21 protein-coding genes and 3 pseudogenes are annotated in these 23,868 nt (G+C 70.2%); 11 read left to right on the forward strand and 13 right to left on the reverse strand.

The genetic code is table 11. The features are described from left to right. Both HOV77_RS28645 and HOV77_RS28650 read right to left on the reverse strand, forming a co-directional pair. A pseudogene (locus HOV77_RS28645) lies at positions 1-1,170 on the reverse strand (hypothetical protein); the annotation flags it as partial. Further along, positions 1,167-2,033, reverse strand: coding sequence for an ABC transporter ATP-binding protein (locus tag HOV77_RS28650; protein ID WP_290867487.1), 867 nt, complete (start codon positions 2,031-2,033; stop codon positions 1,167-1,169). The pseudogene HOV77_RS28645 and the gene HOV77_RS28650, both read right to left, overlap by 4 nt. A 110-nt stretch (positions 2,034-2,143) precedes the next feature. Here HOV77_RS28650 and HOV77_RS28655 point away from each other — a divergent pair, with 110 nt between their 5' ends. Next, positions 2,144-3,385, forward strand: coding sequence for a sensor histidine kinase (locus HOV77_RS28655; RefSeq protein WP_290867490.1), 1,242 nt, complete (start codon positions 2,144-2,146; stop codon positions 3,383-3,385). Continuing rightward, positions 3,376-4,062: a response regulator transcription factor gene (locus HOV77_RS28660; RefSeq protein WP_290867493.1), complete on the forward strand. Its 687-nt coding sequence runs from the start codon at positions 3,376-3,378 to the stop codon at positions 4,060-4,062. Before HOV77_RS28655 ends, HOV77_RS28660 begins: the two co-directional genes overlap by 10 nt. 362 nt (positions 4,063-4,424) lie before the next feature. Here the strand turns inward: HOV77_RS28660 and HOV77_RS28665 are convergent, their stop codons facing one another. Together HOV77_RS28665 and HOV77_RS28670 are read right to left on the reverse strand one after the other, a co-directional pair. Beyond that, positions 4,425-5,087, reverse strand: a complete 663-nt coding sequence (locus HOV77_RS28665; RefSeq protein ID WP_290867496.1) for a response regulator transcription factor — start codon at positions 5,085-5,087, stop codon at positions 4,425-4,427. Positions 5,088-5,226: 139 nt separating this feature from the next. Then, positions 5,227-6,336: a histidine kinase gene (locus tag HOV77_RS28670; RefSeq protein WP_290867499.1), complete on the reverse strand. Its 1,110-nt coding sequence runs from the start codon at positions 6,334-6,336 to the stop codon at positions 5,227-5,229. 143 nt (positions 6,337-6,479) lie between these two features. On the opposite strand from HOV77_RS28670, the gene HOV77_RS28675 reads away from it, so the two are divergent. From HOV77_RS28675 to HOV77_RS28685, 3 genes are read left to right on the forward strand one after another with little or no spacing between them, the layout of a single operon-like run. After that, complete coding sequence (locus HOV77_RS28675; protein WP_290867502.1) at positions 6,480-7,409, forward strand: carboxymuconolactone decarboxylase family protein; 930 nt, start codon at positions 6,480-6,482, stop codon at positions 7,407-7,409. Between the two features lie 11 nt (positions 7,410-7,420). Then, on the forward strand, positions 7,421-7,834 hold the full coding sequence (locus HOV77_RS28680; protein ID WP_290867505.1) for a DUF6220 domain-containing protein: 414 nt from the start codon (positions 7,421-7,423) through the stop codon (positions 7,832-7,834). Then, entirely contained in the window at positions 7,831-9,570 is a 1,740-nt protein-coding gene (locus HOV77_RS28685) for a multicopper oxidase family protein (protein ID WP_290867508.1), read from the forward strand. The genes HOV77_RS28680 and HOV77_RS28685 overlap by 4 nt, the downstream gene beginning before the upstream one ends. Positions 9,571-9,769: 199 nt before the next feature. Here the strand turns inward: HOV77_RS28685 and cutA are convergent, their stop codons facing one another. The 3 genes from cutA to HOV77_RS28700 all read right to left on the reverse strand — a co-directional run bounded on the left by cutA (position 9,770) and on the right by HOV77_RS28700 (position 11,306). Continuing rightward, positions 9,770-10,099, reverse strand: coding sequence for a divalent-cation tolerance protein CutA (gene cutA, locus HOV77_RS28690; RefSeq protein ID WP_290867511.1), 330 nt, complete (start codon positions 10,097-10,099; stop codon positions 9,770-9,772). A 203-nt stretch (positions 10,100-10,302) separates the two neighbouring features. Then, positions 10,303-10,617 carry an AzlD domain-containing protein gene (locus HOV77_RS28695; RefSeq protein ID WP_290867514.1) on the reverse strand — a complete coding sequence of 105 codons (315 nt, stop codon included), beginning with the start codon at positions 10,615-10,617 and terminating at the stop codon, positions 10,303-10,305. Then, positions 10,614-11,306 (reverse strand): AzlC family ABC transporter permease, encoded by a 693-nt coding sequence (locus HOV77_RS28700; RefSeq protein ID WP_290867518.1) that lies wholly within the window; start codon positions 11,304-11,306, stop codon positions 10,614-10,616. The genes HOV77_RS28695 and HOV77_RS28700 overlap by 4 nt, the downstream gene beginning before the upstream one ends. A 64-nt stretch (positions 11,307-11,370) precedes the next feature. Between HOV77_RS28700 and HOV77_RS28705 the strand changes: the two genes are divergently transcribed. After that, the gene (locus HOV77_RS28705; RefSeq protein WP_290867520.1) at positions 11,371-11,925 is read left to right on the forward strand and encodes an XRE family transcriptional regulator; all 555 of its coding nucleotides are present in this window, start codon (positions 11,371-11,373) and stop codon (positions 11,923-11,925) included. A gap of 65 nt (positions 11,926-11,990) precedes the next feature. Here the strand turns inward: HOV77_RS28705 and HOV77_RS28710 are convergent, their stop codons facing one another. After that, on the reverse strand, positions 11,991-12,812 hold the full coding sequence (locus tag HOV77_RS28710) for a sugar nucleotide-binding protein (protein ID WP_290867523.1): 822 nt from the start codon (positions 12,810-12,812) through the stop codon (positions 11,991-11,993). Further along, positions 12,778-14,572 (reverse strand): annotated as a pseudogene (gene aspS / locus HOV77_RS28715) (aspartate--tRNA ligase); the annotation flags it as partial. The gene HOV77_RS28710 and the pseudogene aspS, both read right to left, overlap by 35 nt. Positions 14,573-14,733: 161 nt before the next feature. On the opposite strand from aspS, the gene HOV77_RS28720 reads away from it, so the two are divergent. The 3 genes and pseudogenes from HOV77_RS28720 to HOV77_RS28730 form a co-directional block, all read left to right on the forward strand. Continuing rightward, positions 14,734-15,627: a lytic polysaccharide monooxygenase gene (locus HOV77_RS28720; RefSeq protein ID WP_290867529.1), complete on the forward strand. Its 894-nt coding sequence runs from the start codon at positions 14,734-14,736 to the stop codon at positions 15,625-15,627. Positions 15,628-15,706: 79 nt separating this feature from the next. After that, the gene (locus HOV77_RS28725) at positions 15,707-16,408 is read left to right on the forward strand and encodes a response regulator transcription factor (RefSeq protein ID WP_290867532.1); all 702 of its coding nucleotides are present in this window, start codon (positions 15,707-15,709) and stop codon (positions 16,406-16,408) included. A gap of 122 nt (positions 16,409-16,530) precedes the next feature. Then, positions 16,531-17,229 (forward strand): annotated as a pseudogene (locus HOV77_RS28730) (HAMP domain-containing sensor histidine kinase); the annotation flags it as partial. Between the two features lie 92 nt (positions 17,230-17,321). Here the strand turns inward: HOV77_RS28730 and HOV77_RS28735 are convergent. The 3 genes from HOV77_RS28735 to HOV77_RS28745 are packed head-to-tail and all read right to left on the reverse strand — an operon-like array spanning position 17,322 to position 20,976. After that, positions 17,322-18,818 (reverse strand): glycoside hydrolase family 3 N-terminal domain-containing protein, encoded by a 1,497-nt coding sequence (locus HOV77_RS28735; RefSeq protein WP_290867538.1) that lies wholly within the window; start codon positions 18,816-18,818, stop codon positions 17,322-17,324. A gap of 47 nt (positions 18,819-18,865) precedes the next feature. Further along, positions 18,866-20,203: a histidine--tRNA ligase gene (hisS, locus tag HOV77_RS28740; protein WP_290867541.1), complete on the reverse strand. Its 1,338-nt coding sequence runs from the start codon at positions 20,201-20,203 to the stop codon at positions 18,866-18,868. Positions 20,204-20,229: 26 nt separating this feature from the next. Beyond that, complete coding sequence (locus HOV77_RS28745) at positions 20,230-20,976, reverse strand: MBL fold metallo-hydrolase (protein ID WP_290867552.1); 747 nt, start codon at positions 20,974-20,976, stop codon at positions 20,230-20,232. Positions 20,977-21,158: 182 nt separating this feature from the next. On the opposite strand from HOV77_RS28745, the gene HOV77_RS28750 reads away from it, so the two are divergent. Further along, positions 21,159-22,085, forward strand: a complete 927-nt coding sequence (locus HOV77_RS28750) for a peptidylprolyl isomerase (RefSeq protein ID WP_290867544.1) — start codon at positions 21,159-21,161, stop codon at positions 22,083-22,085. Positions 22,086-22,131: 46 nt separating this feature from the next. Then, positions 22,132-22,974, forward strand: a complete 843-nt coding sequence (locus tag HOV77_RS28755; protein ID WP_290867546.1) for a peptidylprolyl isomerase — start codon at positions 22,132-22,134, stop codon at positions 22,972-22,974. A 124-nt stretch (positions 22,975-23,098) separates the two neighbouring features. Here the strand turns inward: HOV77_RS28755 and HOV77_RS28760 are convergent. Beyond that, the coding region (locus HOV77_RS28760; protein ID WP_290867549.1) for an ACT domain-containing protein at positions 23,099-23,868 on the reverse strand (770 nt) is incomplete at its 5' end.

A 23,868-nucleotide genomic window follows, 5' to 3' on the forward strand; every position in this document is an offset into this window, starting at 1 on the left:
CCCTGCCCGCCCGACCGCCCCTGCCCGCCCGACCGCCCCTGCCCGCCCGACCGCCCCTGCCCGCCCTACCGCCCCTGCCCGCCCTACCGCCCCTGCCTGCCCTACCGCCGCGCCTTGCCCGACCGAACCGAGCTGCCCGTTGATGCGCCCGCGCCGCGCCTGCGGCAGAGTGTCGAACCGGTGGAACCACAGCGCGGGGATCACCGCGATGCCGAGCGCCAACGCGGTCAATGCCCCGCGACCGAACACGAATCCACTGGTCAGGTGCAATCCGGACCAGGCGAAGGTCCGCAGCGGCTCGTCAAGGTACATGAACCCGACGCTGAACTCGGTGACGCGTACGCCGATCGCCGTGAGGTCGGCCCGCATCGACTCCGCGAGCGCCTGCGCGCCGAGACCGCCGAGCGGCGCAGCCCCGCCCTGCCCGGCCAACGCGCCGATCGAGGCGGTGAAGAACCACACCACGGTTCCGAAGCCACCCCGCAACGGGCGGATGGTTTCGAAGACCACGGCCAGCGCCGCCGTGACGGCCACGATTGGCATGGTGAGTAGCAGAAACGGCAGCACCAAGCCGATGAGGTCGACGCTTCGGGACTCGCCCCGGATCTGCTGCAGGACTAGCGCGGACACCGTGAGGATTCCGGTCATCGAACCCAGCACCCCGACGTTGCTGACGAACTTGCCGAGCAGGTACGCCCGCCCGGTGAGCGGCGTCGCGGCCAGCACCTGACCCACCCCGGTCGTCTCGTCCCGCGTGACCGATCCCCGGATGGCGAAGAACCCGCCGATCATGAGCCACATCGACCCGGCAAGTGCGGTCACCGCACCGATATAGGCACTGGTATAGACACCGCGATAGGCCCCGGCGTTGACGATGACCCAATGCGCGTCCCGGGCGGGCGCCGCCAGCCAAGCCAACGCGACGGCACCGAGCAGCACGACCAGGTATGCCGGACGCCGTGTCCGCTCGCGGAAGTCCGCCTGGGCGAGGGCGGCGATCACCGTCCCACTCACCCGCGTGCCCGCCCGCCGGCTCGCCTGGCCCCCCACCCGCCCGCCGCCGTGCCCGCTCACCCGCCCGCTGCCCTGCTCGTGCACCCGCCCGCTCACGTGCTCGCCCACCCGCCCGCTCAACTGCCCGCTCGGCGGCTCCCCGACCTGCTCGTTCATCGGCTCGCCGCCACGAGGCCGAGGTACGCGTCCTCCAGCTCCGGCGTCACCGCTTGCGCGTCGGCGACCGGCGATTCGAAGGCGAACAGCCGGACCTGCATCGCGTCACCGGTCCGCAGTACGCGACTCACCGCGTACCGGCTCTGCAGGTGCGCCACGTGTTCGGACCGGACGGTCACCTCCCAGACCCGGCCGCGCGCTGCGTTCAGCAGGGCGTCGAGGGTGCCCCGATAGCGCAGCCGTCCTCCGGCGACCACCGCGATCTCGCCGGCGATCGCCTCGATGTCGCCGACGATGTGCGTCGAGAGGAGCACCAACCGGTCGGCGGCGAGGTCGCTGAGCAGATTGCGGAAGCGCATCCGCTCCTCCGGGTCGAGACCGGCCGTCGGTTCGTCCACGATGAGCACCTGCGGATCGGCCAGCAGCGTCTGAGCGATGCCGATGCGGCGCAGCATGCCACCCGAGTAGCCGCCGAGCGGGCGCTTGGCCGCCTCGGTCAGGTTCACCAGCTCCAGCAGCTCGTCGATCCGAGCACGTGCCGACCGCCGCGACAATCCCTTCACCGCGGCGAGGTATTCCAGGAACTCTCGCGCGGTGAGGTGGGTGTAGACCCCGAAGTCTTGCGGCAGGTAGCCGAGCGCCCGTCGCAGCGCCTCGGGCCGCGCCGTCGCGTCCGCCCCCTGAAACAGGATGCGGCCGCTGGTCGGCCGGGTGACCGTCGCCGCGATGCGCATCATGGTGGACTTGCCCGCACCGTTGGGGCCGAGCAGGCCGACCAATCCGGGACCGAACCGCAGGGTGAGGCGGTCGACGGCCCGCTTGCCGCCGGGGTAGACCTTGGTGATCTCGTCGAGTTCCAGCACGTGCTCCAGCCCACCATTCGAGACCGCCTCGAAGCACTACGCCCAGGGGGCGTCTGCAAGGTATGGCTAGACCTACTGTCCTGATCTCGCGTCCGCGCTACGTTGATCAGGTGCCTCGGCTTGGCGGCCGGCGCGGGCTGCGTTGGTGGCCGCGTGCGCTGGCCTATCTCCTCTCGTCGCCGCCGGTGATGCTCACCGTCGCGGTGCCGTTGGGCGTACTCGGGTTGCCGTGGCTCATGCTCCTGACCGAGGTGGGCCGGTCGTCCTTCGCCCGGATCGTGCTGCTGGGCCTCGTCGGCCTGCTGCTCGTCGCCGGATTCGGGCCGCTGATCGCCCGCCCGGTCGCGGCGGTCGAGCGGTGGCGGCTGCGGCTCGCCGATCCCCGGCCGGTCCCTTCGCCTCGGTCCGGCCCGGCTCGGCCGCCGTGGCTCGATCCGGTGGCGTGGCGGGAGTTCGCGTATGCGATCCTCCTGGTCACCGTCCTGCCCGCGCTCTACCTACTCGCTTCGATGTCCGTGCTCCTGGCCCTGCTGTGGATCGCCGCGCCGCTACTGGCCGAGGAGCAGCCCGTGTCGCTCGGCTTCGGCGAGGTGAGCAGCGCCGCCGGCGCCCTCCCCTACACCGTCGCCGGAATCCTGCTGCTGCCCGTCACGGCGTACCTATTGCTGATCCTCGCCGACGGTCACGTGGCACTGGCCGGCGCGCTGCTCGGCGGCGACTCCCGGGACCAGCTCGTGGAGATCGCCCGCTCCCGATCCCGGCTGGCCGACGCCTTCGAGGCCGAACGGCGCCGCATCGAACGCGATCTCCACGATGGGGCGCAGCAACGGCTGATCGGGCTGACCCTCCAACTGGGCTTGGCTCGGCACGATCTGCCACCCGAGTCACCGGCCGGGCAGGCGGTGGCGGCCGCCCACGAACAGGCCAAGCAACTCATGGGCGAACTGCGGGATCTCATCCAGGGCATCCGGCCGCAGATCCTCACCGACCGAGGTCTGCCCGCCGCTCTGCGGGAACTCGCCGACCGCTCACCGATCGGCGTACGCGTCGACGCCACCGTGCCCGAGCGGTTGCCGGCGCAGGTCGAGACGACGGCGTACTTCGTCGCCGCCGAGGCGCTGGCCAACGTCGCCAAGCACGCCGAGGCGAGCCAGGCCGCCGTTGAAGCGACCGTCCGCAATGGACAGCTGACGCTCGTCGTCACCGATGACGGCGTCGGTGGAGCCGATCCCGTCGTAGGCAGCGGCCTGACCGGGCTTGCCGATCGGGTGGGCGCGATCGGCGGCACCACCTTCCTCTCGAGCCCGCCCGGCGGGCCCACCGTGCTCAAGGCGGAGATGCCATGCGGCTGACCGACTCCGATCTCGTCGAGCCGTCCCGTGTCCGGGTCGTCCTCGCCGAGGACGGCGTACTGCTCCGGGAAGGGCTGTCCGGCCTGCTCGCCCGCTTCGGCTTCACCGTCGCAGCCGCCGTCGGCGATGCGCCCTCGCTGCTGGCCGCGTACGCCGCCGAACAGCCCGACCTCGTCGTCACCGACATCCGCATGCCACCTAGCCACACCGACGAAGGTCTGCGCGCCGCGCTGGAACTGCGGCGGCGGCACCCGGCTCCGGCGGTCGCCGTCCTCAGCCAATATGTCCAGCACTCGTTCGCCGCCGAGCTGCTCGAGTCCGGTGCCGGGCGAGGCGTCGGTTACCTGCTCAAGGACCGCATCGTCGACGTCGAGGAGTTCGCGGCGACGCTGCACCAGATCGCTTCCGGGGGCACCGTGGTGGACCCGGAGGTCGTCCGCCAACTGCTGCAACGTCATCGCGACCCGCTGTCGCGGCTGTCGCCCCGCGAACGGGAAGTCCTCGGGCTGCTGGCCGAAGGCCATTCGAACGCGGCCATCGCCAAGCGCCTAGTCGTCACTGAGGCCGCGGTCGGCAAACACGTCGGCAACATCTTCGCCAAGCTCGACCTGCCACCGGCCGACGACACCAACCGGCGAGTCCTCGCCGTACTGACCTACCTCAACGCCGACGCCTGACCGATCGGCCGGCACCTGACCGATCCGTCGCATCGACCGGTCAGCGGCGACGCGGCACGATGAGCCCCGACTCGCACACGCTTGGTAAACGCTCCCTACACGCATTCGCAAGCCCCCGCACGCGCTCCCTGGACGCGGATCTCAACGCGCGGTCTCAACGCGCGGTCTCAACGCGCTGACTTATGCGGTCTTATGCGGTGAAGCGCGCGCTCTCCTGCGTTATCCCGGGATAAAGCGGTCTTCCGGCGCAACGAGGGGACGTTATCCCGGATAACGCGAAACCCAAACACCCGAGCACCCGATCCCGCCGCGAGACCCAAGCACCCGAGCACCCAAGCGGGCGGAAGCGGCCGCAAAGGCGCTCAGCGCCGGCGCGGCGTGATGAGCCCCGACTCGTACGCCCACACGACGAGCTGCGCCCGATCCCGGCAGTGGAGCTTCATCATCGCGCGGTTGACGTGGGTCTTCGCGGTCAACGGGCTGATGACCATCCGTTCGGCGATCTCGTCGTTGGACAGTCCCCGGGCGACGAGTTCGACGATCTCCTGTTCGCGGGCGGTCAGCACCTCGCGCCCGGCCGTCGGGTCAGCTCCGGGCGGCCCTGCGACGAACTCGCTGATCAGCGTACGCGTGACCGCCGGAGCCAGGAGCGCATCGCCCCGGGACACCACCGCGATGGCTTGTAGCAGTTCAGCCGGGTCGGAGTCTTTGAGCAGGAACCCGCTCGCGCCGGCGCGCAGGGCGGCGAAGACGTAGGCGTCCAGCCCATAGTTGGTCAGAATGAGCACCCGTACGCCGCTCAGCTGCGGGTCGGCGGCGATCCGCCGGGTGGCTTCGATCCCGTCGAGCCCGGGCATCTGGACGTCCATGAGGACGACGTCGGGCCGGAGCCGGATCGCCTCCGCGACGGCCGCCGCGCCGTCCGCAGCTTCTCCGACGACCTCGAGATCGTCCTCAGCCTCCAGCAACGCCCGGAATCCGGCGCGCATAAGCGCTTGGTCGTCGGCGAGGAGCACGTTGATCATGGAGTTTCCCGTCGCGACGACCGGCGCAAGATCGTCGGATGCCGACGATCAGTGCACGAAAAGGCCCACGAATGTCGGAAGCCGACGATCATGGAACGTCGGGCCGCCAAGAATGTCGGAAGCCGACGATCATGGGGGGTCATGAGGCGACCGAGAGAGGGAGCCGGGCGAGGACGGCGAAGCCGCCCGATCCGGCGGGACCAGCGGAAAGCGTCCCACCGAGCCCGGTGACCCGCTCCCGCATACCGCGTAGTCCGACGCCGGGAGTGACGGGCTGCTCCACCAGAGGCCCGTCGTCGATCACCGAAACCACGACCTCCGCACCCTGATACGAGACCGCGACCGAGGCGGCAGCGGATCCGGCGTGCTTGGCGACGTTGGTCAGCCCCTCCTGCACGACCCGGTACGCCGCCTGATCGATCTCGGCGGGCAGCGTACGCGGTTCGCCGGAGATCTCCACCGTGACGGGCACGCCCAGCGACCGAGTCCGTTCCAGCAGTTCAGGCAACCGATCCAGGCCAGCACTGTCCATATCAGACGTACGCAGGACGCCGAGGGTGGCGCGTAGTTCCCGCATCGCGTCCGCGCTCGCCTCCTGGATGGCCAGCAGTGCGGGCGGCGGTTCTTCGCCGTGCTTGCGAGCCAGGTGCACCGCGATGCCGGCCTGCACCTTGATCACGGAGATGCTGTGGGTCAGCGAGTCGTGCAGGTCGCGGGCTATGCGAAGGCGCTCTTCACCGGCCCGGCGCAGCGCCATCTCCTCACGGGTGCGTTCGGCCTCCAGGGCCCGCTGCTCGACCTGGGCCAGGTACGCCTGACGCTGCCGCGCGATGAGCCCGGCGATGTTGGCCGCGACGAACCAGCCGAGCAGCAACGACGTACGCTCACCGACTTGCTGCGGAAGCCCGCCGCTCGACGTCGAGATGTCGTACGCGAGGAAGCCGGTCAGGAACACGACGCTGGCGAGGGCGGCCGAGATGCGGTAACCCGCCCACCCGGCGACGTAGACGGTGCCGAGGACGGCGAACGAGGCCGAGACCCCGGCGTGGACGCGTACGTGGAAGGCGAGCATCGCAGCGGTGACCACCGCCATCGCGACCACGGGGTACTTGCGGCATACGGCCAGCGCCGCCGCGGTCACCAGCGCGAGCGCGACTTCGAGTAGGCCGACGTCTCCGGCTTCCGGCACGAGGAACGCGTTCCCGAGTAGCACGGCCGCGATCACGAGACCACCGATGGCGAAGGGCATAACCGCACTCTAGAACGGTCGCGGCCCCGAATCGTCCTGCGTTTGCCGTAGATCACGCGTACTGCGAACGCGGTATCCGCGGCCCGTCAAGTGCCTGCGGCCGCACGACGCTTTCGGCGTACGCCGAGACAAGCATCATGGTCATGAGTTACCGCTTCTTCACTCCTCCGCCCGCCCGGTCCGCCACGGGCGAAGCAGCCGAGGTCTACCGGCAGCTGCGGGACGAGTTCCTCGGGCCGGTACCCACCTTTCAGGTGCTGTCGGCAGTGCCCGAGCTGATGTCGGCCACCTGGTCGTTGATGCGGGAGGCGCTCCTGGCCGGCGACGGCTCCCGGGTCGACCGCGAGCTCACCGCCACCGCGGTCTCGCAGGCGAATCGGTGCCGATTCTGCGTCCACGCGCACGTCATGCTGCTGCACGCGCTCGGCGAGCACGACCTGGCCGAGGCGGCCGCGCGAGACGAACCGCCCGCGGCCAAGGCCGATCTGGTGACGTGGGCCCAGGCCAGCCGCAACCCGGTCACCGCACGCTGGCACCACGACGGCCATGCCGCCGAACTGGTCGGCACGGTCGTCGCCTTCCACTTCATCAACCGGATGGTGTCCTCGCTGCTGGCACCCGATCTGCTTCCGGCCGGTTTACAGCGCTCGTCGATGGTCCGCAACGTCGGGGGCCGGTTGTACGCAAAGGTCGCCCGCGAGCACAAGCCGCCGCGCAAACCCATCGAAGAAGCGTACGCGGAGCTGTTCCGGACAGCGTCCAACGTGGACGGCTTGCTCAGCGAAAAAGCGCGGGCGCACATCCGAGCCGTCGTCGCGGCCGAGGACGGCATCCACCCCGCGCACCCCGCCGACTGGGCCGTCGACCAGGTCCGCGACCTGCCCGCGCTCGACCGGGTCGGCGCGCGGATCGCCCTGCTCGCGGCGTTCGCGCCGAGCGCCGTCAGCCAGGGCGACGTCGCCCTCTGGCGGCTGTCCCATCCGGCCGACGCCGACCTGGTGCGTCTCGTCGCGTACGGCGCGATCACGGCCACCGATCATGTCGCGACCGCGGCGAACGCCGCGCTCATCTGAAGGAGATCACCATGCGCAAGGCCCTTCTCGTCACCAGCGGCGTACTGCTCGCCGTGTTCGCTTTGCAGTTCGCGTTCGCTGCCGTCGGGGCGTTCACCAAACCGGCCGGCGACAGCGCGTACAGCCTGCATCGGATCAACGGTTCGGTCGTGATTCCGCTGCTCATCCTGCTCATGACGTTGTTCGCCGCGTTGGCGAAGGCGCCCGGCAAGCTCATCGGGATGGCGATCCTGCCACTCGGCCTGGTCGTCTTGCAGCCGATCCTCGCCGGGATCGCCAACGGCCTGACCGACGACGGCGGCGCGACCAGCACGGTCGGCCTGATCGTCGGCGCGCTGCACGCCATCAACGCGATCATCATGGTCCATTTCGTGGTCGGCGTGATGCGCGGGGCGCAGAAGCTCGGCCAGCCGGTGCAAGCATGAGCACCGGTTCCGTCATCGCGATCGACTTCCTCATCGCGGTCCTGGCGGCCGCCGGGTGGCTCGGCAGCGGTGCTGCTGCAGCCGCCCGGCGGCGTCCGGTCGCGCTCGGCCTCGCGGCGTTCGCGGTGCTCGCGACCGTGGCACGCGCAGTCACGGTCACCCTGCTCGCGCGGGCGGGCTGGTGGTTCGCGGCGGAGAAGCTCCTCATCGCGGCTCCGCTCTCGCTCACGGCCGTGGTCGTCGCCGGCTGGCGGCTGCTCCGGGCTCGGGGCGACATCCGGTCCGCCGCCGTCGCTCTCCTTTTCGCCGGGTACGCCGACAGCAGTGCATTGCTTGTGACGGTCCTGCACGGGTACCCGGTGTCGGCAGGCGCGGGACTGCTGGCGGTCGCGGGGGTCGTCGCTGCGACCGCGGTCTCCTGGCGTCTTCTCGGTCCGCGTCCGTCCCGGGCGGTCTCACGGACGACGCTTGCCGTCGCGGTCGTAGCGTTGGTGGCCGGCACCGGGTTGGCCGCCGCGCCGAGCGCTGCTCCCGGCGTATCACATCGGCATGGACAGCAAGCCGCACCAAGCGTGGGCGAGCCGACAAAGCGTTATGTGTTGACGGCCGCGACCGCGACGGTGACCGTGAGTGGGCAGCGGGTCGCGGCGTGGGCGTTCGACGGGCAGGTGCCCGGGCCGGAGCTGAGCGCGACCGTCGGTGACGTGCTGGAGGTGACGCTGCGCAACAAGGACATCACGCGGGGCGTGACGTTGCACTGGCACGGCTACGACGTGCCGAACAGTCAGGACGGCGTGCCGGGCATTACGCAGGACGCGGTGCTCCCGGGACAGGAGTTCGTCTATCGTTTCCGCGCCGATCAAGCCGGAACCTATTGGTACCACACGCATTCCGTGTCGGACGTCGGCGTGCGGATGGGCCTCTACGGCGTGCTGGTGGTACGCCCAGCGCCACCGTCCGGTGTGGACCGGGTGATCGCGGCACACACGCTTTCGAGCGTCTCGTTGCCCGAGCCGGTGCAGGAAACGGTCCCGGAAGGCAGTCCGGTGCGGTTGCGCCTGATCAACACCGACAGCGCCACCCACCGCTACGCCCTCGCCGGTACGCCGTTCCAGGTGGCCGCGATCGACGGCATGGACCTGGCCGGGGCCACGCCACTGACCGACACGGCGATCTCGATTCCGGCGGGCGGGCGCTATGACCTGGTGTTCACCGCGCCGGCGACACCGATCGCCCTGTCGGTCGACAACCGCGTCGTCTACTCCACCGGCGCTGCTTCTACTTCCTCCACCTCCTGGCCGGTCTTGGATCCGCTCGGCTACGGCACTGCGGCCGCTCCACCCTGGACTCACTACGACAAGGACTTCACCCTGGTCCTCGACCGCGGCCTCGACCTGCACGGACTGCTCCCCCGGTACGCCCACACCGTCAACGGCGCGGCCGACCCCGACATCCCGCCGCAGATCGTCCATCTGGGCGACACGGTCAAGTTCACGATCGTGAACCGGTCCCTGGTGGTGCATCCGTGGCACCTGCACGGTCATCACGTGCTTGTGTTGTCCCGCAACGGAAAGGCGGCGACCGGGAGCCCGCTGTGGCTCGACTCCTTCGACGTACGCCCCGGCGAAGTGTGGGAGGTGACGTTCAAGGCGGACAATCCCGGAATGTGGGCCAACCACTGCCACAATCTGGCCCACGCCGAGCAGGGCATGCTCCTGCACCTGATGTACGCCTGACCCGCCCATGATCGTCGGCTTCCGACATTCTTGGCGGTCCACCCGCCCATGATCGGGGCGCGAACGGCGTGACTATCTGTCATTCATGGCAGGCCGCGCCCTATGGACCACGCTACGTATTGAGGGTTACCATTTCTGTTACGGCTCCGGGCCGCATGCAGACCCGGAGCCGTCCACTATGTCTCCGGCGCCTGCTGGGTTACTTCGCGGGGCGGGTCGAGTCGCGTACCCAGGCGAGATAGGACACTGCGCCGTCGACCACGGGCAGGCAGACGATCTCCGGGACGTCGTAGCTGTGCATACCCCGGAGATGATCGCTGAGCTCCGGACCCCGTTCGGCGGTCGTCTTGAACTCGACGCGCCACTCTCGGGCCTCGTCCATCCCGCCGTTCCACCAGTACACGCTGGTGATCGGCCCCTGTACCTGCGCGCACGCCGCCAGCCGCGCGCCGACCGCGGACCGGGCGAGTTCATGCGCGGCGTCCGCGGAGTCCGTCGTGGTCACCACGATGAGAATGTCAGTCTCCACACCGCGCACGGTAACTCGTGGCGACTGCCGCCGGGCGCCGCCCCGCCCACCGCCGTCCTGCTTCCGACAGCTGCAGATCACGGTTACGCATGCTTCCCCGCCCGGTTTTGGCCTGCGTGACCGTGATCCGCAGCCAACGGGCGTCAGGCGGGGCCGGCGGGCGTCAGGCGGGGCCGGCGGGCGTCAGGCGAGGCCGGCGGGCGTCAGGGGAGGCCGGCGAGCCGAAGGAGCGCAGCGACGGCGGCGGCAGCCACCACGACGACGGCGAACGGCATACGCCGCCAAGCCAGGAGCGCGCCGACACCGACTCCAGCCGGTCGTGCGACCCCGAGGGCGAGGTGCCCGGCGTCGGTGAACACGGCGGTCGCCACCAACGCGGCGAGCAGCGTCGTCGCCGCCACCGGCAGCAGGTCGTCCAGCCAGTCCGGGAGCGTGAGGCGGCCGCGGAGCAGGACGCCGGCCAGGCGGATGGCGTACGTCCCGGCGGCGAGAGCGAGAAGGACGACGATGTACTTCATTCCGCCACCCCCCGGAGCGAGAAGCGCCGGACGACGCCCGCCGCGACGCCGAGCAGCGCGACGAGCACCGGCAGCCCGGCCGGGAGCAGCGGAGTCGCCGCGACGGCGATGACCGCCCCGATCGCGGCGCACGTCCGGGTCGTGCGATCGCGCATCGCGGGCAGGATCAGGGCGAGCAGTCCGGCCGGGAAGGCGGCGTCCAGCCCGTAGGTCGCCGGGTCGCCGACCGCTCCGCCGACGACGACTCCGGCCGCCACGCCGACGTTCCAGGTCACGAAGAGAATCCCGCCGACCAGCCAGTACGCCTGGCGTCGTCGGTGCTCGTCGTCCTGCGCGAGGGCGAACGCCGTGTTCTCGTCGATGAGCACGTGCGCGCCGAGGAGCTTGAACGGCAGCCGGTCGCCGAGCGCGCTGCCGACGGCCAAGCCGAACGGTAGGTGCCGGACGTTGACCAGCAGGCCGCCGAGGATGGCGGCGACCGGGTTCCCCGCGGCGAGCATGCCGACGGCGAGGAACTGCGAGCCGCCCGCGAAGATCAGCAGGGACATGGCGGTGGGCAGCCACACCGGCATGCCCTGGGCGACGCTGATCGCGCCGAAGGAGATGCCGATCATGGCGGCGGCCGCCCCGATCGCGAGCGCGTCCCGGACCAGGCCGCGATCGAGGGGCGTTCGATCTGGCGTACGCATGTTTAGAATATCGAACACGCAACCGTCGTTCGTCAAATCGAACGTTACGACTTATGGAGCGAACATGACCGACGGGCCGCCGCTCGACGTCATCGCCGCCGCGCTCCGGCGCGAACGGGACCGCCTCGGTCTCAGCCTGAGCGAGGTCGCCAAACGGGCGGGAGTCGCCAAGTCGACGCTCTCCCAGCTGGAGGCCGGGCAGGGCAACCCGAGTGTGGAGACGCTCTGGTCCTTGGCCGTCGCCCTGGAGGTGCCGTTCAGCCGTCTCATCGAACCGGGCCCCACCGGCGTACGCGTCGTGCGGCGGGGTGAGGGGGTGGCGTACCCGAGCAGCCAGGCCGACTTCACCGGCACCCTGCTCAGCTCCGGCCCCCGGCACGTGACCAGGGACATCTACGTACTGCACGTCGAGCCAGGCGCGGAACGGCACGCCGAGGCGCACATTCCCGGAACCGTCGAACACATGGTGGTCTGCGGCGGGCGGCTGCGTACCGGGCCGGAAGGGAACCTGGTCGACCTTGGCCCCGGCGACTATGCGTCGTTCCCGGGCGACGCCGACCACGGCTACGAAGCGCTGGAGCCGGGCACCTGGGCCGTGCTCGTCATGGAGCACCGGTGACCCGCTGCGTTGATCATGAGCTCAGGGGGTGCGACACGCCGCCAGATGGGACCTTGGGTTCATGATCAACGCGAAAGGACCTCGGAGATCGGGCGGAGGCGCGTCTTGAGCAGTCCGGCGGCTCGGGACGAGTCGAGTTTCACGTCGAGGTTGCGGACCATGCCCGACCGCGCGGCCTTGCCCACCGGCACCGAGCGCCGCGAATGGCCGTGCCGGACGGCGATCAACCGGCCCAGCTCGGCCCGCGTGACGGCCTCTGGACCAGCGACGTTGAGCACCCCGGCGTAGTCGTTGCCGACCAGTTCCACCACGGCCGCCGCCAAGTCGCTCCCGTCGATCGGGCACCGGATCTCGTCGGTGAACAGCCGCCCCTCGGCCCGCCGGTTGACCAGGTCGAGGATGAACCGCGTCTGATGCGACGACTCGTCACCGACGATCAACGACGTACGCACCATCGCCGCCGACGGGTCGATCGCCGCGACCGCCGTCTCGGCCGCCGCCTTCGCCGCTCCGTACGCGTTGATCGGAGTCGGATCGTCGTCCTCCGTGTACGCCTCCGGCCGTCCAGCGTGCAGAGCGTCGCTGGAGATGTGGACCAGCCGTGCGCCGACTGCTGCCGACGCGGTCGCGACATGCGCCGCGCCCGTGGCCATCGCACTCCAGGAACCGCGGTCGTAACAGGCGTTGATCACCGCCGCTGGGCGTACAAGTTGAACGAGAGTGTGGACCGCGAACGGGTCGCGAACGTCGAGCCGGGACCAATCATGCAGCTCGTGAGGCCGCGAAGGCCGGGCGTGCGTGCCGACCACCTCGAAGCCCGCGGCCGGTGCGAGACGGGCCACCTCGCCTCCGAGATGGCCCGACGCTCCGATGACCAGCAGCCTCACGCGGCCGGCGCCTTCGGCTTGAAGTCCACCCCCGCCTCGGCCCGCTGCTGCGCGGTGATCGGGGTGGGCGCGCCGGTCAGCGGGTCGTAGCCGTTGCCGGTCTTGGGGAACGCGATGACCTCGCGGATCGAGTCCGCGCCGGCGAGCAGCATGCAGACGCGGTCCCAGCCCAGCGCGATGCCGCCGTGCGGCGGCGGGCCGTAGGCGAACGCGTCGAGCAGGAAGCCGAACTTGTCGCGCTGCTCCTGCTCGGAGATGCCGAGCAAAGTGAACACGCGTTCCTGCACGTCACTGCGGTGGATACGGATCGAGCCACCGCCGATCTCGTTGCCGTTGCACACGATGTCGTACGCGTAGGCCAGAGCGTGCTCGGGGTCGGCCTCGAACTTGTCGAGCCACTCGGCGTTCGGCGAGGTGAACGGATGGTGCAGCGCCGTCCAGCCGATCTGCTTGGTGTCGTCTTTGTCGTCGTACACCGGCTCGAACATCGGCGCGTCGACGATCCAGCAGAACGCCCAGGCGTCCGGGTCGATCAGGTTGGCCCGCTTGCCGATCTCCAGCCGGGCCGCGCCCAGGAGTTCCTGCGTACGCCGCTTCTCGCCGGCGCCGAAGAACACCGCGTCGCCCGGCTTCGCGCCGACGGCGTCGGCCAGCCCGTTCAGGTGCGCCTCGGACAGGTTCTTCGCGACCGGGCCCTTCGGCTCACCGGTCTCGGCGTCGAACAGCAGGTACGCCAGGCCCTTGGCCCCCCGCGACTTGGCCCAGTCCTGCCAGCCGTCGAGTTCCTTGCGCGTCTGAGCCGCCCCACCCGGCATGACGACCGCGCCCACGTACGCCGCCTGGAACACCCGGAACTCGGTGCCCGTGAAGTAGCCGCTGAGATCGGTCAGCTCGCTGCCGAACCGCAGGTCGGGCTTGTCCGAGCCGTAGCGGTCCATCGCTTCGCCGAACGGGATGCGCCGGATCGGCGTCGGGATCTCGTGCCCGGCGAGCTCGCTCCACAGGTTCTTCACCACGGCCTCGGCGAGCTCGATCACGTCGTCCTGGGTCACGAACGACATCTCGATGTCGAGCTGGGTGAACTCGGGCTGGCGGTCGGCCCGGAAGTCCTCGTCGCGGTAGCAGCGGGCGATCTGGTAGTAGCGCTCCATCCCGGCCACCATCAGCAGCTGCTTGAACAGCTGCGGGGACTGCGGCAACGCGTACCAGGAACCGGGCTGAAGGCGTACCGGCACGAGGAAGTCGCGCGCGCCCTCTGGAGTGGACCGGGTCAGCGTCGGCGTCTCGATCTCGTGGAAGTCGCGGGCGTGCAGGATCTCCCGGGCGATCTGGTTGGCCCGCGAGCGCAGCTTCATCGCCTTGGCCGGGCCGGGACGCCGCAGGTCCAGGTAGCGGTGCCGGATCCGGATGTCGTCGTTGGCCTCGACGTGGTCGTCGATCGGGAACGGCAGCGGCGCGGCGGTCGACAGGACCTCCAGGTCGCTGACGATCACCTCGATCGCACCCGTGGGCAGCTCGGGGTTCTCGTTTCCGGCCGGACGCGCGCTCACCGTGCCGGTCACCTTGACACAGAACTCGTTCCGCAGCGCGTGCGCCTGGTCACTGTCGCGGAACACAATTTGCGCGATGCCGGAGTCGTCACGCAGATCGATGAAGGTCACCCCGCCGTGATCACGGCGCCGGGCCACCCAGCCCGCGAGCGTCACCACCTCACCGACGTGCGTCGGGCGCAAGGTGCCGGCGTTGTGGGTGCGGATCACGGTGACTCCTTCACGGGCTTCAACAGCTGCCTCGTCATTCTTCCATCCGGCCGGCCCGCGGTTGTGCCGGGGACTCGATAACCTGAAATCCACCTCAAGCCGCCCCCAACTCCGGCTTTGCCGGCTTTCGCGGCCCGGTCGCGCCATCGAGGCTGCTGGGTATGACCCGAAAGCTCCTCGCCCTCGCAGGCGTCCTCGTCGCGGTCCCCGTGCTGCTGCCCGCGCCCGCACAGGCCCACGGCACCATGCAGACCCCGGTCAGCCGCGCGTACACCTGCTACCGGGACAACCCCGAGTCGCCCAGCCTGCCGGTCTGCCGCGCGGTCGTGGCCGCCGGCGGCACCCAGCCGCTATACGACTGGATGGAGGTCAACATCGCGGCCGCCGCAGGCCGCCACCGCGAGCTGATCCCGGACGGCAAGTTGTGCAGCGCCGGGCGCGACAAGTACCGCGGGCTCGATCTCGCCCGCGCCGACTGGCCCGCTACCGCCCTGGTGGCGGGCAAGAGCTACACCTTCCGCTTCGCCGCCACGGCTCCGCACAAGGGCGCGTTCGAGCTGTACCTCACCAAGCCGGGTTACTCCCCGACCAAGCCCCTGGCCTGGTCGGACCTCCGCGCCACACCGATCACCAAGATCACCGACCCCACGCTCGCCGGTGGCAGCTACCAGATACCGGTCACGCTTCCGTCCGACGCCACCAACAGAGCCATCTTGTACGCGATATGGCAGCGCTCCGACAGTCCGGAGGCGTTCTACTCCTGCTCCGACGTGCAGTTCTCAGGGTCTTCCCCGTCATCGCCGGGGTCACCGGCGCCGTCGCGTTCCGCGATTCCGTCGCCCTCCCCCGCGCAGCCATCTCCTGCTCAGCCGTCGCCGTCGAGCAGCCCTTGCGGTGTCGCGTCGTTGGCCGCCGCCTCGTCGTCCACTCCGGACGGCTGGCGGGCCGGGCCGATCGCGCTCAGCGCGTTCGCCGGGATGTTCCTCGGCGGGCTGATGCTGACCGGCGCGCGCCGGGTGTACGCCGGAGCCCACCGTAACCGCCACCGGCGCTGACTCCTCCCAGTCCGCCCTCCGCGCGGGGCCGCCACGCACCGGCGGTTCCGCGCGGAGGGCATCGCATTAAGGTGCTTCCATGCCCCTCGTGCTCGCCGTGGAGGACGATCCGACCGTTCGTGCCGCACTCAGCGACGCGCTCACGAGCGCCGGGTACGCCGTCCGCGCGGTCGGCACCGCGTTGGAGTGCCTGCACGAGACCACGAAGAGCGCCCCCGATCTGGTGATCCTCGACCTCGGACTGCCCGACATGGACGGCGCCCAGGCGCTGCGGATGATCCGGGCGGTCAGCCGGGTGCCGGTGATCGTGGCAACCGCCCGGCGCGGGGAACTCGACACGATCCGGCTGCTCAACGCGGGTGCCGACGATTACGTGACCAAGCCGTTCTCGGCCGCGCATCTGATCGCCCGGGTCGGGGCGGTGTTACGGCGTACGCGTGCCGGGGACGCACCGGATCCGGTGGCCACCCCCGCGATCGAGATCGGCGCGATGCGGCTGGACCCCGACACTCGTCAGGTCACTTTGGACGGCAGTCCGCTGGTGCTGACCCGCAAGGAGTACGACATCCTGGCGTACCTGGCGAGGCGGCCGCAGCGGGTGGTCACGCGGCGGGAACTGTTCACCGAGGTCTGGCAGCAGCCGTTCGTCGGGGCGGATCAGACGCTCGACGTGCACCTGTCCTGGCTGCGCCGCAAACTCGGCGAGTCGGCGGCGCAACCGCGCCTGCTGCGGACGGTACGCGGAGTCGGCGTGATCTTCGGCCCCGTGGACAGCGCATGAGATCTCCCCTCGTCGCGGCGGCCGTGGCGGTCGCGACCGCCTGCGCGCTCGCGTTCGGCGTACCGCTGGCGGTGATGAGTGTCCGGCTCGCCGGCTCGGCTGCGTACCCGGCGCTCGCAGTGATCATCGGGGTGGCCGCGATGTTGATCGGCGGGGCGGCGTACCTGGGGCGACGGCTGGGCCTGCGCTATGTGGAGGCGGCCGCCGAACACGTGGACGCCGAACGGGAACTGGCCGCCGACTTGTCGCATCGACTGCGTACGCCGTTGACCGCGTTGCGACTGGACGCCGACTCGCTGCCGGACGGGCCGGCCCGGGGGCGGATGCGAGCGGCGATCGAGGCGCTGGACAGCGAGATCGACGCGATCATCGCCGCCGCGCGTACGCCGGTCACCGAACGCGCCGAGCAGGCGGCCGACCTCGTCGAGGTGGTGGCAGACCGGCTGGCCTTCTGGGCGGTGCTGGCCGAAGACCACGGCCGCCCGTGGGAGGTCGTCGGCGGCGAGACACCGGTGTACGTCGAGGTGCCCGCCGCCGACCTGATCGGCGCGGTGGACGCCTTGATCGGCAACGTCTTCCAGCACACGCCGCAGGGCACGGCGTTCCGCCTGACCGTCGGCCCGGCCGGGCTGGTGGTGGACGACGCCGGGGACGGCATCGCAGACGTGCCCTCGGCGCTTCGGCGGGGAGCCAGCGGGGCCGGATCGACCGGGTTGGGGCTGGACATCGTACGCCGGGTGGCGACGCTCGCCGGAGGCTCGCTCGCCGTCGCTCGCAGCGACCTCGGCGGCGCTCGGGTGACGCTCAGCCTCCCGCGTTAGGTGCAGATCACGGTTGCGCATGCCTCCCCGGGCCTCCGAGGCATGCGTAACCGTGATCCGCAGGGGGTCAGCCGCCGAATCCGCGGCCAGGGTCAGCGGGCGCCGGTGAGCACCTCGGCCGCCGCCCGCCCACACACCGGGGCGGAGCCGAAGGTGGCGACGTGCATCGAGCCGACCGGTTCCCCGCCCGGCACTCCCATCTCGACGACATAGGCGTCCGGCCGCTCGGCCAGCGCCGTACGCAGTGCGGTCGACAGCCAGTCGTGGCGATGGGCGTCGCGTACGACCAGCACGAGCGGGCGGCCCGACGCCGTACGCAACGCCGCCGGGAGACCGCCGTTGCGGGCGGCCGCCGCGTCGAGACGCTCCACTGTGGTCCCCGGAAGGATCTCGGCGAGCGGACCCCCGACGCCCCACGGGGTCGCGGCGTCCACGGCGAGGTTGACCGAGGTGGTGAACTCCACGACGTGGGCCGGTTTCATCAGCGGCTCCGCCGTGGGGGTCTTCCACGTGCGTACGGCGCGGCGCGCAGCCTCCAGCCCCGGGCGGCCGCCGCCCGCGTGCCATCGGTCGGCGGCTTCCTGACGCGCAGTCGCGTGCGTCGCCGACCAAGCGGCGAGCGCAGCCACTCGGCGGGCCGCCTCGGCCAGCCGTTCCTCGGTCAGCGTTCCGTCGTGCACGGCCTGCACGAGTGCGTCGCGTAGCAGGATCGCGGTCGCCTCGTCGGAGGTCTCGCCCCCTACGCAGACGGCGTCGACACCGGCCGCGATCGCACGCACGACGGCCCCGGCCAGCCCGTACTGCGCCTTGATCGGAGCCATCTCGATGCCGTCGGTGACGACGAGTCCGGTGAAGCCCAGCTCGGTGCGGAGCAGGTCCATCACCGGCGCGCTCAGGGTGGCCGGAACCGCCGGGTCCAGGGCCGGGAGGAGGACGTGCGCCGTCATGATGGACTGCGTACCGGCCTCGATCGCGGCCCGAAAGGGGGCCAGTTCCAGGCGAGCCAGCCGCTCGCGGTCAGCGTGCACGATCGGCAGGCCGTGGTGGGAGTCCACATCGGTGTCCCCGTGCCCGGGAAAGTGCTTGGCGCACGCCGCTACGCCGCTGGACTGCAGTCCGCGTACCCACGCGGCGGTGTGCCGGGAGACCAGGTCGGGGTCAGCGCCGAACGAGCGTACGCCGATCACCGGGTTGTCCGGGTTGTTGTTGACGTCGGCGGTCGGCGCGTAGTTCAGCGTGATCCCCGCCGCGGCGAGCTGGTCGCCGATGTCGGCGGCGACGGCCGCGGTCAACGCCGGGTCGTCGGCCGCACCGAGCGCGTGATTGCCCGGGCGGGTGCTGCCACTGCCGATCTCGATCCGCGTGACGTCGCCGGACTCCTCGTCGAGGGCGATCACTACGGCGGGATTGTGTGCGCGCAACGCGGCGCTGAGGGCGGCGAGCTGGTCGAGGTCGACGATGTTGCGCCCGAACAACGCGACACCGCCGAGTCCCTCGTCCAGCCGCCGCCTCAGCCACTCCGGCGGCGTCACACCGACGAACCCGGGTTGAAGCACCCCGTCCGCCCAGATTCGAACCTGGTCTGCCATGCAACGCAGACTAATCTTTAGGTTTCTTTATTGTAAGTGGGGTCTCGTCATACGATCGGTCCGGAAACCGTCGGACGGAGATCGGCCACCGGCGGGTTCCAGGTCATCGCGTCGGCCGCCACCTGATCTCCGGACCGGATGTCCTTCACCGAGTCGCCGTCCGGGCCGCTGAACCAGACGAACGGAATACCGCGGCGTTCGGCGTACCGGATCTGCTTGCCGAACTTGGCGGCGGACGGCGAGACCTCGACCGAGATGCCGCGGGCCCGCAGCGAGGCCGCGGTCCGCATGGCCGCGGCCCGGTCCTCCTCAGCCGTCAATGCGATCAAGACGCATGTCGGTACGCCACGGGAAGCGGTCAGGGCATTCTGTCCGAATAGGACACCCAGCAGTCGGGAAAGTCCGATGGAGATGCCGACTCCCGGGTAGCGGTCGTCGCCGGAACTGGCCAGGTTGTCGTAGCGGCCGCCGGAGCAGACCGAGCCGAACCGCTCGTAACCGGCCAGCTGCGTCTCGTAGACCGTGCCGGTGTAGTAATCGAGACCACGGGCGATCTTCAGCTCCGCCCGGCACAGGCCGGGAGAGTGCGCACCCGCCGTCTCGACGACCGCGACGAGTTCGGCGAGACCCTCGTCGAGCAGCGGATCGGTGACCCCGAGTTTGGCCACCTCCTCGGCGAATGAGCCGTCCTCGGCGGAGATCTCGGCCAGCGCGAGGCAGGCTTTCGCCTGCGCCTCGCTCACGCCCCCGGCGACCAGCTCCGCCAGTACGCCCTTCGGCCCGATCTTGTCGAGCTTGTCGACGATCCGCATCGTCTCCATCGGGTCGGTCAGGCCGAGGCCCCGGTAGAAGCCCTCCAGGATCTTGCGGTTGTTCACCTGGATGGTCGCCTTGGGCAGCGGCAGCTCGGCGAAGACGTCCCCGATGACCAGCGGGATCTCGGCCTCGAAGTGGGCCGGCAGGGTGTCCCGGTCGACGATGTCGATGTCGCACTGATAGAACTCGCGATACCGGCCCTCCTGCGGCCGCTCGCCTCGCCAGACTTTCTGGATCTGGTAGCGCCGGAACGGGAACTGGAGCTTGCCCGCGTTTTCCAGCACATAGCGGGCGAACGGCACAGTCAGGTCGAAGTGCAGCCCGAGCTGGGCGTCACTGGCGCCACGCGGCTCGTCTGCCTCGGCCTGCAGACGGCGCAGCAGGTAGACCTCCTTGGAGGTCTCCCCCTTGCTCAGCAACGTGTCCAGCGGCTCGACCGCGCGCGTCTCGATCGAGGCGAAGCCGTGCAGCTCGAACACCCGGCGGATGCGATCCAGGAAGTACTGCTCGACGACTCGGTTGGCCGGCGACCACTCGGGAAAGCCGGACAGCGGCGTGATTTTGCTCATTTCTCGCAAAGCTCCTGTCGAAAGTCTTAGAAGCCGCGCTTCGGCGCGCTGAGCCCATCGGGTCGGCCCGCCGTCCTCCCGGCTGACGCCGGATCGAGCGGGGGCCGACGCAGACCGGCATCCCGCAAGTAGGGATTGGTGGCGCGCTCGCGGCCGATGGTCGTGGCGGGGCCGTGGCCGGGCAGGACGACGGTGGCGTCGTCGAGCGGCAGGACCTTGTCCCGCAGGCTCGCCCACATCTCCGTCATGCTGCCGCCCGGCAGGTCGGTGCGCCCGATCGAGCCCGCGAACAGGACGTCCCCGCTGAAACACACGGGTTCCTCAGCGCTGTGGCTCCGGAACATCACCGACCCGCCGGTATGGCCCGGCGCATGGTCGACGGTGATCTCCAGGCCGGCGATCGTCAGCAGCCGGCCGTCGGCCAGTTCGGCCACATCGTCGGGTTCGCTCCACTGGAGGCCGCCGAGCAGCTTGTTCACGTCCATCGAACTCAGGGCCTTGCCCGGATCCTTGAGCATGTAGCGGTCGTCGGGATGCACGTACGCCGGCACGCCCTTGGCGCCGCAGACCGGGGTCACGGAGAAGGTGTGGTCGAGGTGCCCGTGGGTCAGCAGAACCGCCACCGGGCGCAGCCGATGCTCGGCGAGCACGTCGTCCAGCCGGTCGATCACGCCGATGCCCGGGTCGATGACGAGGCACTCCTCGCCCGGTCCCGGAGCCACGACGTAGCAGTTCGTGCCGAAGACGTCCGACGGGAAACCCGCGACGAGCACTGACCCCACCCCTCTACGCTCAGCCGTTTGTCCAGAGCCTATCTGGCACGACACAGCGACTTTCCGTACACTCGCACGGACTGTGCGGGACGTGGCGTGGCACACTCCGGTACGAAACCGCTGATTCATCCTGAAATGTTCCACCCCGAATGTACGGCGTAGAGACAGGGAGGGGAGCTCTCGTGGCTTCCAGCAAGACCCGTGCGCGGAAACTGGCCCGCGCCAAACTGAACCGGCAGCTCGCCCGCCAAGCTGAGTCCCAGCGGCGCGGTCGTCAGGTCCGGGCCGGTGTCGCCGTGGGTCTCGCCGTCATCCTCGCCGGCGTCGGAGCAGCGTGGTTGCTGGGCGCGTTCGACAAGGACAAGACGCCCGCCGCACAGACCCAGTGCGAGTGGACCAAGCAGGACACCTCGGCCAACACCGCGTTGGCTGACAAGGGCACGCCGACGACCTCCGGGCTGCCCGACACCGGCACCGCGAACCTGACCATGGCGCTCGGCACGGGCACCGTCACCGCCACGCTCGACCGGGCCGGGGCGACCTGCGGCTCGGCCAGCCTGCGGTACCTCGCGGACCAGAACTTCTTCAACGGCACCGACTGCCACGCGTTGACCCACACCGACGCCGAGGGTTACGCCCTCGCCTGCGGCGACCCGTCCGGCACCGGCAACGGCGGCGTGGCGTACACCTTCTTCTCCGAGCAACCCGCGCCGGACGCCACCGCGAGCGTGGCCCCGTCCGCGTCCGCCAGCGCGTCTGCCGCACCCGCCTCCCTGCGCTTCTACAAGGCCGGGACCGTCGTGATGGAGCCGGCCGTCAGCGGCAGCCAGTTCCGGATCTTCTACAAGGACTCGACGGTCGACTCCGCGGTGCACAACTACTCCGTGGTCGGCCAGGTGAGCTCCGGGCTGAACGTGATCGAGACGATCGCCAAGGCCGGGACCGTCGCCAACGACTCCGGCGCCGACGTGAAGCCCAAGACCGAAGTCAAGATCCAGACGTTGACGGTGGCCGACACCCAGCCGACCACCGAGCCCACCGGCTCCGCTGCGCCGACCGGATCGGTCACGCCGACCGGCTCGGCGTCGCCGTCCGCGTCCGCCAGCTAGCCTTCTTACCAGCGACAACCACCCGACCCGCACGGAGGAAAGTCCCATGACGTCCACGAGGGAGCGCCAGCGCGCGGCGGCCCGCGCTCGGCTGGAGCGCGAGATGACGAGCCGCGCCGAAGGGGCGCGCAAGCGCCGTCAGCGCAACGCGTACATCGGAGCGGGTCTGGCCGTGCTGATCCTCATCGGCGGTGGCACCTGGCTGGGTGTGACCCTGCTGGGCAAGGACAAGAAGTCGGACACTCCGGCTGCGGCGCCGTCGGGCTGCCAGTGGCTGCCCGACACCGACACCGCGTCGAACCCGAACCTGAAGAACGTCGGCACCCCGGCCACCGACGTCCCGAAGGCGGGCAAGCAGCTGCTCACGCTGAACACCACCCAGGGCAAGATCGAGATCGAGATGGACGTGACGAACGCGCCCTGCACCTCGGCCGCGATCGCGTACCTGACCGGGATGAAGTTCTACGACAACACCAAGTGCCACCGGATGGTGACCGAGGGCTTCAAGATCCTGCAGTGCGGCGACCCCAGCGCCACCGGCTCCGGCGGGCCGACCTTCAAGTACGCCGAGGAGAACCTGCCGACCGGCCAGAACCCGGCGTACGAGCGGGGTGTCGTCGCCATGGCGAAGACGCAGAGCCCGAGCTCGACCGGCAGCCAGTTCTTCCTGGTCGACGCGGACATCCCGCTGTCGGACGGGCAGACCACGCAAGGTCTGACGGCCGACTACACCGTGCTCGGCAAGATCGTCACCGGCCTCGACGTGCTGGACAAGGTGATCAAGGCCGGCGCGGTCGGCGAGGACGGCAAGACGGCGGCCGGCGACGGCAAGCCGAAGCTCGAAGTGAAGATCACCTCGGCGACGGTCGGTGCGGTCCAGGGTTCCTGACGCTCACCGAAAAGGCCGCTCTCCTCAGGGAGGGCGGCCTTTTCGCTGTGCTGGTCTCTCAAGTGCCTTCGCTGCGCGGATCAGGCGCCTTCGCTGCGCGGATCAGGTGCCTTCGCTGCGCGGATCAGGCGCCCGAGGTGACCCGGTACGCGTCGAACACCCCGTCGACCTTGCGGACGGCGTTGAGCAGGTGCCCCAGGTGCTTGGGGTCGGCCATCTCGAAGCTGAACCGGCTGACCGCCACCCGGTCGCGGGTGGTCGTGACGACGGCGGACAGGATGTTGACCCGCTCCTCCGACAGCGCCTTGGTGACGTCGGCGAGCAGCCGCTGCCGGTCCAGCGCCTCGACCTGGATCGCGACCAGGAACGTCGACCCGGCCCGGGGCTTCCAGGTGACCTGGACGATCCGTTCCGGCTGGGCCTGCAGGTCTTCGGCGTTGGCGCAGTCGTTGCGGTGCACCGAAACCCCGCCCGACCGCGTCACGAAGCCGAACACGTCGTCGCCGGGCACCGGGGTGCAACAGCGGGCCAGCTTGATCCAGACGTCGCTGACGCCGACCACCACCACGCCCGGGTCCTGACTGGACTGCCGCGTACGCGACGGGCGGGTGGGCACAGCCTGTTCGGCCATGTCCTCGATCGAGCCCTCTTCACCGCCGTAGGAGGTGACCAGCCGCGCCACAATGGACTGAGCCGAGACCTGGCTCTCGCCGACGGCGGCGTACAGCGACGCGACGTCCGGCAGGTTCAGCTCACGGGCGATCGCCATCAGGGCTTCGGCGGTCAGCATCCGCTTCAGCGGCAGGCCCTCTCGGCGAAGTGCCCGGTTGAGCTGCTCCTTGCCCTGCTCGATCGCCTCGTCCCGGCGCTCCTTCTTGAAGTACTGCCGGATCT

The organism is Hamadaea sp., assembly GCF_013362815.1.
Lineage (GTDB): Bacteria > Actinomycetota > Actinomycetes > Mycobacteriales > Micromonosporaceae > Hamadaea.

Bases quoted from the DNA above. Each gene is read 5' to 3' on its own strand.
- HOV77_RS28660 (WP_290867493.1), top strand. From the start codon at position 3,376: ATGCGGCTGACCGACTCCGATCTCGTCGAGCCGTCCCGTGTCCGGGTC.
- HOV77_RS28665 (WP_290867496.1), bottom strand. From the start codon at position 5,087: ATGATCAACGTGCTCCTCGCCGACGACCAAGCGCTTATGCGCGCCGGA.
- HOV77_RS28670 (WP_290867499.1), bottom strand. From the start codon at position 6,336: ATGCCCTTCGCCATCGGTGGTCTCGTGATCGCGGCCGTGCTACTCGGG.
- HOV77_RS28675 (WP_290867502.1), top strand. From the start codon at position 6,480: ATGAGTTACCGCTTCTTCACTCCTCCGCCCGCCCGGTCCGCCACGGGC.
- HOV77_RS28680 (WP_290867505.1), top strand. From the start codon at position 7,421: ATGCGCAAGGCCCTTCTCGTCACCAGCGGCGTACTGCTCGCCGTGTTC.
- HOV77_RS28685 (WP_290867508.1), top strand. From the start codon at position 7,831: ATGAGCACCGGTTCCGTCATCGCGATCGACTTCCTCATCGCGGTCCTG.
- HOV77_RS28695 (WP_290867514.1), bottom strand. From the start codon at position 10,617: ATGAAGTACATCGTCGTCCTTCTCGCTCTCGCCGCCGGGACGTACGCC.
- HOV77_RS28700 (WP_290867518.1), bottom strand. From the start codon at position 11,306: ATGCGTACGCCAGATCGAACGCCCCTCGATCGCGGCCTGGTCCGGGAC.
- HOV77_RS28705 (WP_290867520.1), top strand. From the start codon at position 11,371: ATGACCGACGGGCCGCCGCTCGACGTCATCGCCGCCGCGCTCCGGCGC.
- HOV77_RS28720 (WP_290867529.1), top strand. From the start codon at position 14,734: ATGACCCGAAAGCTCCTCGCCCTCGCAGGCGTCCTCGTCGCGGTCCCC.
- HOV77_RS28725 (WP_290867532.1), top strand. From the start codon at position 15,707: ATGCCCCTCGTGCTCGCCGTGGAGGACGATCCGACCGTTCGTGCCGCA.
- HOV77_RS28735 (WP_290867538.1), bottom strand. From the start codon at position 18,818: ATGGCAGACCAGGTTCGAATCTGGGCGGACGGGGTGCTTCAACCCGGG.
- hisS (WP_290867541.1), bottom strand. From the start codon at position 20,203: ATGAGCAAAATCACGCCGCTGTCCGGCTTTCCCGAGTGGTCGCCGGCC.
- HOV77_RS28755 (WP_290867546.1), top strand. From the start codon at position 22,132: ATGACGTCCACGAGGGAGCGCCAGCGCGCGGCGGCCCGCGCTCGGCTG.